At 33.9% G+C, this 9,496-nt stretch carries 11 protein-coding genes; 7 read left to right on the forward strand and 4 right to left on the reverse strand.

All coding sequences use genetic code 11. The features are described 5' to 3' along the window. The 4 genes from NE054_RS05730 to lysA form a co-directional block, all read right to left on the reverse strand. On the reverse strand, positions 1 to 1,346 hold a 1,346-nt coding region (locus NE054_RS05730), incomplete at its 3' end, for an NAD(P)H-hydrate epimerase (RefSeq protein WP_297889678.1). Further along, on the reverse strand, positions 1,346 to 2,002 hold the full coding sequence (gene elbB, locus NE054_RS05735; RefSeq protein ID WP_297889679.1) for an isoprenoid biosynthesis glyoxalase ElbB: 657 nt from the start codon (positions 2,000 to 2,002) through the stop codon (positions 1,346 to 1,348). The genes NE054_RS05730 and elbB, both read right to left, overlap by 1 nt. Before the next feature lie 73 nt (positions 2,003 to 2,075). Beyond that, on the reverse strand, positions 2,076 to 3,353 hold the full coding sequence (gene purD / locus NE054_RS05740; RefSeq protein ID WP_297889681.1) for a phosphoribosylamine--glycine ligase: 1,278 nt from the start codon (positions 3,351 to 3,353) through the stop codon (positions 2,076 to 2,078). After that, positions 3,350 to 4,612 carry a diaminopimelate decarboxylase gene (lysA, locus tag NE054_RS05745; RefSeq protein WP_297889683.1) on the reverse strand — a complete coding sequence of 421 codons (1,263 nt, stop codon included), beginning with the start codon at positions 4,610 to 4,612 and terminating at the stop codon, positions 3,350 to 3,352. The genes purD and lysA overlap by 4 nt, the downstream gene beginning before the upstream one ends. Positions 4,613 to 4,693: 81 nt before the next feature. Between lysA and minC the strand changes: the two genes are divergently transcribed. The 7 genes from minC to NE054_RS05780 all read left to right on the forward strand — a co-directional run. Further along, positions 4,694 to 5,293, forward strand: coding sequence for a septum site-determining protein MinC (gene minC, locus NE054_RS05750; protein WP_297889686.1), 600 nt, complete (start codon positions 4,694 to 4,696; stop codon positions 5,291 to 5,293). Positions 5,294 to 5,304: 11 nt separating this feature from the next. Beyond that, complete coding sequence (gene minD, locus NE054_RS05755) at positions 5,305 to 6,087, forward strand: septum site-determining protein MinD (protein WP_297889688.1); 783 nt, start codon at positions 5,305 to 5,307, stop codon at positions 6,085 to 6,087. Between the two features lie 15 nt (positions 6,088 to 6,102). After that, entirely contained in the window at positions 6,103 to 6,348 is a 246-nt protein-coding gene (gene minE / locus NE054_RS05760) for a cell division topological specificity factor MinE (RefSeq protein ID WP_297889690.1), read from the forward strand. Between the two features lie 4 nt (positions 6,349 to 6,352). Next, positions 6,353 to 6,991, forward strand: a complete 639-nt coding sequence (hisG, locus tag NE054_RS05765; RefSeq protein ID WP_297889693.1) for an ATP phosphoribosyltransferase — start codon at positions 6,353 to 6,355, stop codon at positions 6,989 to 6,991. Beyond that, complete coding sequence (glmU, locus tag NE054_RS05770; RefSeq protein ID WP_297889696.1) at positions 6,988 to 8,436, forward strand: bifunctional UDP-N-acetylglucosamine diphosphorylase/glucosamine-1-phosphate N-acetyltransferase GlmU; 1,449 nt, start codon at positions 6,988 to 6,990, stop codon at positions 8,434 to 8,436. Before hisG ends, glmU begins: the two co-directional genes overlap by 4 nt. Beyond that, entirely contained in the window at positions 8,420 to 9,280 is an 861-nt protein-coding gene (locus tag NE054_RS05775) for a peptidylprolyl isomerase (protein WP_297889699.1), read from the forward strand. Before glmU ends, NE054_RS05775 begins: the two co-directional genes overlap by 17 nt. Then, positions 9,273 to 9,496: YraN family protein (locus NE054_RS05780; protein ID WP_297889701.1), on the forward strand; the 224-nt coding region annotated here is incomplete at its 3' end. The genes NE054_RS05775 and NE054_RS05780, both read left to right, overlap by 8 nt.

Below are 9,496 nucleotides of genomic sequence, written 5' to 3' on the forward strand. Positions count from 1 at the left end.
CCTGTCCCAGCTGTTGCCATTCCAGGGTTTCCTCTGTTACAGTAGAATATTTTTCCATCTAGGGTGAATATTACCATTCTTGAAAATTTTAAAATTAAGTAACTGTTTGTTTCCTGAGAAAACTTTTTACCTATCTCTTCAACATTTTGTAGAATTGTGTTTGTGTCTAATCCGGTTAACCTTGAAAACTCTCCCGTGTGAGGAGTTAATATAGCAGGATACTTTCTTTCTTTGAGTAAATCTTTATAATTTTCTATCTGGGCTAAGTTGTTTAAGCCATCAGCATCTATAACAAGAGGTTTTTCTACTTTAAGAAGCTCTTTTACTAAATTTTTTGTAATATCGTTAACGGATAATCCCATCCCTAACACAACTGATGAGATTTTTCTATTTTCTAAGTACATTGGAATGTCATCTTTTGCATAAACTGAAAATGTGTTTTCATGATCTTCTATTGGAATACTCATCTCTTCGATAAGATTGGTTTCTACGACGTTGTGTATCTGTGATGGAACCATAACTGTTGTAAGTCCACTTCCGGATGCAGTTGATGCTTTCGCAGCCATTATTACTGCGCCGGATTTTCCTACGCTACCACCTATTATAGCCACATGTCCAAAAGTGTATTTATTTCCTGTTTTTTCTCTTTTGGGAAGTTGAATGTTGTAAGGAGTTATAAGTTGTCTGTAAGATGGTGCATAAGAGTCATCCAATCCAATATCTACCACGTACACCTTTCCACAGTTTTCCCCTGATGGATAGAGGATATGGCAAATTTTAGGATAACCAAAAGTTATTGTTATTTTACCTTTTACCGCAACTTCAAAAAAAGGGTTATCTGCATCTATTCCGGAGGGAATATCTATACAAACAACATTTTTTTCTAAGGAGTTTATCATCTGGATAACTTCTTTTCTGTATCCAGATACCGGTGGCTTAAATCCTGTTCCAAATATTGCATCTACTATCAAATCACAGTTGGATAAATTTTCTTTTAAAAAACCTAAGTCTTTTTCCGTTATAAAGTAAAACTGGTTTGAGAACTTTTTAAATATATCAAGATTAAACTTATTATCTTTTGATAATTTTTCCTCGTTTTCAGCAAGGATAAAAAGTTTTACATTTTTTCCCGCTCTATGTAGATATCTTGCAACTACTACACCATCTCCACCGTTGTTCCCACTTCCAGCTACTACTGAAATATTTTTTATATAAAAAAACTCTCTAAGTATTATCTCTGCACAAGACCTTCCGGCATTCTCCATAAGTACTAAGGAAGGAATGCCGGTTTTTTCTATAGTATCTTTATCAACTTGAGCAACTTCACCTGCTTTTAGTATTTTCATTACTTTTTAGCTAATCTTATAACTTCGTTTACAAGTTTTTCTATGCCTTCTGCTACATCTTTTATAGTTTTTCCTAGCATGTAAGCGGGAGTTGTTACTATCTTATTTTCTTCATCAACTACCATCTCGTTTACTGGACAAGCAAGATGTCTTGCTCCCATTGCTTCTATAGCTTTTGCAACATCAACATCTGTTCCGATTGTAACCGTAGGTTTTGCCTCTTTTAGTGCAGCAGCAACTATAACAGGAGAGATACAGATTGCTCCTATAGGTTTTCCTGCTTTAAATAGGTCAACAAGTAGTCTTTTTACCTGTGGTATTACATCAGCTTCTGCACCTTTTTCTAAAAAGTTTGAAAAGTTCTTTGCTACTCCGTATCCTCCGGGCATTATCAAAGCATCTATATCTTCAGCTTTTACTTCTTCTATGTCTTTAATGTTTCCTCTTGCTATCCTTGCAGCTTCAACAAGAACGTTTCTCTCTTCGTTCATAGGCTCGCCGGTAAGATGGTTTATAACATCTTTTTGCTTTATGTTTGGAGCCATAATAATCGTTTCTACTCCAGCTTTGTCTAAAAAGTATAAGGTTAAGGTTGCTTCATGTATCTCCGCTCCATCAAAAACTCCACATCCGGCCAACAAAACCCCTACTTTCATACCAAACCTCCTTATGATAGATTTTTTTCTAAAATAGTTCGCTCATAAATATAACTTCAGTTTTGCCTGTTGTCTATGGTTTATTTCTATTTACTTCTCTAAAACCTATATCTTTCCTGTATAAAGCACCTTCAAAATGTATTTTTTCTATGGCGTTGTAGACTTTTTCTCTAGCTTGGTTAATGTCTTTACCTGTTGCTGTAACTGTAAGAACCCTTCCACCGTTTGTTATTATTTTGCCGTCCTTTTCTTCTGTTCCGGCATGAAATACTACAATGTCTGTATCTTTTTCCGCTTCTTCTATTCCTTTTATTTCGTGTCCTTTTTCGTACTTATCCGGATATCCTCTTGATGCCATTACTACACCTATTGCATAATCTTCTATCCATTGAGGTTTAACTTTTTCTATATTTCCTTCTAATATTTCAAGTATATGCTCAACCAAATCCGATTTTAATCTTCTCATAAGTGGTTGAGTTTCAGGGTCTCCCATCCGGACGTTAAATTCCAGTACATTTATACCTTTTGGTCCTATCATAAGTCCAGCATAAAGAAATCCGGACATTGGTCTTCCTTCGTTTATCATACCTTTTAGGGTTGGGTACATTATTTTTTCTTGTATCTCTATTTCCATTTGAGGAGTTATGAGGGATGTAGGGCTGTATGCTCCCATTCCTCCCGTGTTTGGTCCTTCATCGTTATCAAAAACTCTTTTATGGTCTTGGGAAGTTGGCATAGGAACGAGTTTATCATCTTTTACAAAACATATGTAAGATGCTTCTTCTCCTTCTAAATACTCTTCAATTACAATTCTTTTACTTGCAGGTCCAAACTTTCCTCTAAACATGTCTTTTACAGATTGAATTGCTTCTTCTTCCGTTTTTGCAACAACTACTCCTTTTCCGGCTGCAAGTCCATCCGCTTTTATTACTATAGGAACTCCTACCGATTTTATAAACTCTATTGCTTCCTCTTCTTTGTCAAAGCTTTCAAATTTTGCTGTTGGTATTGAGTACTTTTTCATAAAGTTTTTTGCAAAAACTTTACTTGCTTCTAATATTGCTGCACTTTGCTTATGACCGAATATTTTTAGTCCTTCTGCTTGGAATCTATCTACTATTCCTTCCGATAATGGTTGTTCTGGACCTACTATTGTAAGGTCTATTTTGTTTTCTTTTGCAAATCTCACCAAATTATATACATCTGTTGGTGAAATGTTTACTCTTTTGGCTATTTTACTTACACCTGCGTTTCCAGGTGCACAAAAAACCTCTTTTACCAATGGACTTTGTTTTACTTTCCAAGCCAAAGCATGCTCTCTTCCACCGCTTCCTACTACTAATACTCTCATACAACTTCCTCTTCTAATTTTGATATATATTGGTAATCTTCTCTTTCTTTTATTATTTTGTATTTATCACCGTCAACTAACACTTCCATAGCTTTTGGTCTTACGTTGTAGTTAGATGCCATACTACTTCCGTAAGCTCCTGCTGACAGTATTGCTATAAGGTCTCCTCTATTTACTTTTCCTATCTCCCTATCAAGACCAAAAAAGTCTCCTGTTTCACAAATCGGGCCAACTATATCTGCAATCATTTTTTCTGTTTTTTCCTCTACTGTTATTATGTGATGATATGCGTTGTAAATGGAAGGTCTTATAAGGTCGTTCATTCCAGAATCCACTATCACAAAATGTTTCTCTTTCTTATCTTTTATAAAAATCACCTTTGTAATCAACGCTCCAGCTTGTGCTATCAAAGACCTTCCTGGTTCAATAATAAGCTTTAATCCAGTTTGCTTTACAATAGGTAAAATCGTATTTGCAAGGTCATAAGGTGTTGGTGGTATATCCTGTGGATAATATTTTACACCTAATCCACCACCAATATCAATAAATTCTAACTCTATTCCCTCTTTTTTAAGTTGAAAAACAAGATTTACAATTTTTTCTACCGCTTCTTTGTAAACTGAAACATCCATTATTTGAGAGCCAATATGACAATGAATCCCCACAACTTTTAGGTTTTCCATTTTTACAGCTTTTTTATAAACGTCTAAACCTTCGTCTATATCAATTCCAAACTTACTTTTTTTGAGTCCCGTAGATATGTATGGATGTGTTTTAGGGTCAACATCTGGATTTATCCTTATAGACACGTTTGCTTTCTTGTGTTGTTTTCCGGCTATTTCATTTATTACATCCAACTCCATTACACTTTCTACGTTAAACGATAGAATGTTTTCGTTTATTGCATACATTATCTCTGCATCAGTTTTTCCAACTCCCGCATAAACAATTTTGTTTGAGGGGAATCCGGCTTTTTTTGCTTTATAAAGCTCTCCTCCTGATACAATATCTGCACCAAGTCCGTTTTCTTCAAATATTCTAAGAAGTGATAGATTAGAGTTTGCTTTTAAAGCATAACATATTAAAGTTGGATAATCTTTAAACGCATCTTTGTATTGGTTTATCATATCCAGTATAGCTTTTTTACTGTAAATGTAGAAAGGTGTTCCTATCTTTGTAGAAAGATTTTGGATACTTACATCTTCACAGTAAAGTTTTCCGTTTTTATAGACGAAATAATCATTAAAATTGCCTTCCATTAATTTATTTTGACCTCCAAATGAATTTTGCAGTAGAATAGATAAGCATAATTTTATAAATTTTTCAAGAAGGTAAAGCATATGGGAATTGAGATTAAAGGTTTAACTGTACCTGCATTACTTATTAAGTTAGACCCAAATTTAACGGTAGAAGAAAATATAAGTCAGTTGGAAAAGAAGTTATCTTCAGCTATTTTTAAAGGGTCGTATGCAGTGTTAGATTACGGTGGCTTGGATTTGAACGAAGAACAAATAAAAAGGATTGAGGATTTACTCAAATCACACAATACCGGAATACTTGGTTATCAAAATACAAAATCTACAAATAAAAACATATCAAAACCTATACTTGAAAAAAAATCTTTAAAAATTATTAATAAAACACTAAGAAGTGGACAAACAGTTGAATACGATGGTGATATACTTATATTAGGCGATGTTAATCCGGATGCTTACGTTATAGCTTCTGGAAGTATCATCGTTATGGGAGCTTTAAGAGGTGTTGTTCATGCTGGAGCAAACGGAGATGAAACAGCTATTATAATGGCACTGAAATTAATGCCACAACAACTTAGAATAGGAGGCTACATAGCAAGGTCTCCAGACTCTTACGAAGAAGTAAACCAACCCGAAAAAGCGTATATAGAAAATAATCAAATCGTGATAGAAAAAATTAAGTAGAGGTGTAATATATGGCAAAAGTTTATGTTGTAACGTCAGGAAAAGGTGGAGTAGGTAAAACAACAATAACTGCAAACTTATCGGTAGCTTTAGCTAAAATGGGTAAAAAAGTTTTGGCAATTGATGCGGATATAGGTCTTAGAAACCTAGATATGATACTTGGACTTGAAAACAGAATTGTTTACGATGTTGTTGATGTTGTTGAAGGAAGAGTCCCCCCTCAAAAAGCCTTTGTAAAAGATAAAAGAGGGCTATCTTTGTACCTTCTTCCAGCGGCACAAACGAAAGATAAAGATGCGGTAAAACCTCATCAGATGGTTGAAATAGTAGAGTCTGTAAAAGAAGAGTTTGATTATATATTTATAGATTCACCAGCCGGAATAGAAGGTGGATTTAAAACAGCATCAGCTCCAGCAGAAGAAGCGATAGTAGTTGTCAACCCGGAAGTTTCATCTGTAAGAGATGCAGATAGAATAATAGGACTTTTAGAATCGATGGAGAAAAACAAACCAAAACTCGTTATAAACAGGATAAGACTTCATCAAGTAAAAAAGGGAGAAATGCTATCGGTAGAAGACATAGAAGAGATACTACAGATACCAAAAATAGGTATTGTTCCAGATGAGGAAAAACTGGTGGACTTTACAAACAAAGGTGAACCAATTGTTTTACATGAAGAACTCCAAGCTGCAAAAGCTATAATGAATATAGCAAAAAGAATAGAAGGAGAGCAAGTTCCATTTACAGAGTTGGAAGAGAAAAAAGGATTTTTTGCAAGACTATTTGGAAAGTAAAATAGGGGGAAAGAGATGTCTATATTCAATTTTTTTAAGAGAAACTCATCTGCGAATAAAGCAAAAGAAAGGTTAATGATGGTTTTGTCTTACGAAAGAAAAGGATTGCCACCAAATTTTGCAGATATATTGAAAGATGATTTGGTTTCCGTTTTTTCCAAATATCCACAGTTTGATTCAAGAAACATAGAAGTAGAGATAAAATCTGAAAACGACAGAGACGAACTCTGGATAAGTATACCATTTGCTAACGGAAGGTAAGAGATTGGAAAAATTAACTGTTGCACTACCAAAAGGAAGACTTTTTGACCAAACGATAGAGATTTTAAAAAAATCTAAAATCTTATTTGAAGATATAAACCAAAATACAAGAAAGTTGATATTGGAATCAGAAAATTTCAGATTTTTAGTGGTTAGAGCAAAGGATGTACCAGTTTACGTAGAAAACGGTATAGCAGACGTAGGAGTAGCCGGAGATGATGTATTGATAGAAACCAACCCAGACGTTTACAAACCTTTAGACCTAAAAATAGGATATTGTAATTTAGTAGTTGCAGGAAAACCTGAAGATATGGATTTTTATTTTTCTAACCCTGCAACTTTGGATGTTGCAACAAAATATCCAAAAATCACATCACAGTTTTTTTCAGATAAAGGTATAAACGTAAGAATATTTGAACTCTACGGTTCAGTTGAGTTGGCTCCCTTACTTGGTCTTGCAAGATTTATAGTTGACATAGTAGAAACCGGAACAACTTTAAGAGAAAATGGACTTGTGGTTATAGACACGATAAGACCATCCACAGCAAAGCTCATTGTAAACAGAGGAAGTTATAAACTAAAATCTGATAAAATTTTTCCATTAATTGAAAAAATAGAAAATTACCTAAGAGGTCAAACATGATAGACTTTCCTTTAATTGCGGTTGTGTTGGCAGCCGGAAAAGGTACAAGGTTCAAATCAGAAAAACCAAAAGTCCTTCACAACATCCTTGGTAAACCTATGTTATGGTACACACTTTTTGCGGTAAAATGGTTAAAACCACAAAAAACATTGATAGTAGTTGGACATAAAAAAGAGGAAGTTATAAAAGCAATCAACTGTGATGGATGTGAGTTTGTTTATCAAGAGGAACAACTTGGAACAGGACATGCAGTTTACACAGCAAAAGACCATTTTAAAGAATTTGACGGATACGTTTTAATAATAAACGGAGACACTCCACTAATAAAAGGTGAAACACTCCATAACGCAGGAGAATATCTAAAAGCCTTGATAAGGTACGAAGGAGCTAACCTTACAAACTACAGAGGATACAGAAACAAATCTATAGCAGGAGTAGTTCTAACAGCAAAATTACCAAACCCATACGGATACGGAAGAATAGTAAAAGACAAAGACCACAGAGTAATAAAGATAGTGGAAGAAAAAGATACAACCCCACAAGAAAAACAGATAAACGAAGTAAACTCCGGAATATACTTTTTCTACGCTCCTTACCTAAAAGAAGCTTTAGAAAAACTTGAAAACAACAACGCCCAAAAAGAGTACTACCTTACAGACATAATAGAAATACTAAGACAAGAAGAAAAATACACTTATGCCTTAGAAATTCCGGATTACACAGAAATTCTCGGAGTAAACGACAGATTACAACTTGCCGGAGCAGAAAACATACTAAAAGAGAGATTTTTAACATTTTGGGCTCTTAACGGTACCACATTCCATAACCCACAATCTATCTGGATAGAGTTTGATGTAGATTTATCAAGGGACGTTGAAATTTATCAAAACGTTATGCTACAAGGAAAAACATTCATTGATGAAGGAACAACAATAGAAGCAAACTGTATAATCAAAAACTCAAAAATAGGAAAAAATGTAAAAATACTTGCAAACTCATACATAGAAGACAGTGAAATAAAAGACAATGCAACGATAGGACCATTTGCAAGGATAAGAAACAACTCTGTTATAAACCAAGAAGTCGTTATAGGGAACTTTGTAGAAGTTAAAAACTCCGTAATAGGAAAAAGAACAAACGCAAGACACTTAACCTATTTAGGAGATGCAGAGATAGGAGAAGATGTGAACATAGGAGCCGGAACAATAACGTGTAATTACGACGGTTTTCAAAAACACAAAACTATAATAAAAGATAGAGCATTTATAGGAAGCGACACGATGCTCGTTGCACCAATCACAATAGGAGAAGAAGCCATAACAGGCTCAGGCTCCGTCATAACAAAAGACGTTCCAGATAAAGCCCTTGCAATAGAAAGAAGCCAGCAAAAAATTATAGAAAACTACGCAGAAAAGAGGAAGAAGAAATATGAAAAGAAAGATTAAATTTTTAGTAATCTTAATTTTAATTGTAACAGGTATTTCAAAAGCGGAAAATTTAGAAGGTTACCAACTTTTTGACAAAATCGTCCTTGTAGTAAACTCAGAGCCTGTTTTAAAATCAGACATAGAGTTTGCAAAAGAATGGTACAGAATAAAAGATGAAAAAACAGCAGAAGAAAAAATTATAGACTCAATCTTACTATCCCAACAAGCAAGAAAGGTAGGAATATCCGTATCACCAAGAGAAGTAGATAACGCACTTTTGAACATAGCAAAAGCAAACGGTATCAACGATTTAGAAGCATTTAAAAAAGAGTTAGAAAAAAATGGAATATCCTATAACAAACTCAAAGAGTTCATTACCAGAGACCTTATAAGCAATAAATTTCTTCACTTTTACTTAAGAGACCAGATAACAAAAGGTATTGTAGAAGGAACTATAGAAGATGTTAAAAAAGTAAGAATGATTTTTATATCTAAAGATAAACCAGATTATCAAAAAATAATCAAAGAAATTGAAGGAAAACTGAATAAAAATAATTTCTCAGAATTTGTCACTAAATACTCAGACGACAAATTTACAGCAGAGAATGGAGGACTACTTGGAGAAGTTAGGAAAGGGGACTTAGCAGAAGATTTAGACAAAGAAGTTTTTTCTCACAAAGAAGGGGACATTTTTAAAGTAGATACCACAGAAGGAACATACTTTATTTACATAGAAAAAGAAGGTAAGAAGTTAATACCAAAACAAGAACTAACAGAAAAAGACATAGAAAAACTAAAAAAAGAGTACGACTTTTACCTCAAAAAATTAAGAGAAAAAGCAGTAATCCAAAGATTTGAATAAAAGAAGTCTTGGAAAAGAAAAAGAAGACATAGCAGCTAACTATCTAAAAGAAAAAGGTTATGAAATATTAGAGAGAAACTTTTACACAAAGTACGGAGAAATAGATATAATTGCATACAAAGATGATACAATCGTAATAGTGGAAGTAAAAGATACAACCCCACAAGAAAAACAGATAAACGAAGTAAACTCCGGAATATACTTTTTCTACGCTCC

This window comes from Sulfurihydrogenibium sp. (genome assembly GCF_027448985.1).
GTDB lineage: Bacteria > Aquificota > Aquificia > Aquificales > Hydrogenothermaceae > Sulfurihydrogenibium.

Bases quoted from the DNA above. Each gene is read 5' to 3' on its own strand.
- minC (WP_297889686.1), top strand. From the start codon at position 4,694: ATGGGAATTGAGATTAAAGGTTTAACTGTACCTGCATTACTTATTAAG.
- minE (WP_297889690.1), top strand. From the start codon at position 6,103: ATGTCTATATTCAATTTTTTTAAGAGAAACTCATCTGCGAATAAAGCA.
- glmU (WP_297889696.1), top strand. From the start codon at position 6,988: ATGATAGACTTTCCTTTAATTGCGGTTGTGTTGGCAGCCGGAAAAGGT.
- lysA (WP_297889683.1), bottom strand. From the start codon at position 4,612: ATGGAAGGCAATTTTAATGATTATTTCGTCTATAAAAACGGAAAACTT.
- NE054_RS05775 (WP_297889699.1), top strand. From the start codon at position 8,420: ATGAAAAGAAAGATTAAATTTTTAGTAATCTTAATTTTAATTGTAACA.
- minD (WP_297889688.1), top strand. From the start codon at position 5,305: ATGGCAAAAGTTTATGTTGTAACGTCAGGAAAAGGTGGAGTAGGTAAA.
- elbB (WP_297889679.1), bottom strand. From the start codon at position 2,002: ATGAAAGTAGGGGTTTTGTTGGCCGGATGTGGAGTTTTTGATGGAGCG.
- purD (WP_297889681.1), bottom strand. From the start codon at position 3,353: ATGAGAGTATTAGTAGTAGGAAGCGGTGGAAGAGAGCATGCTTTGGCT.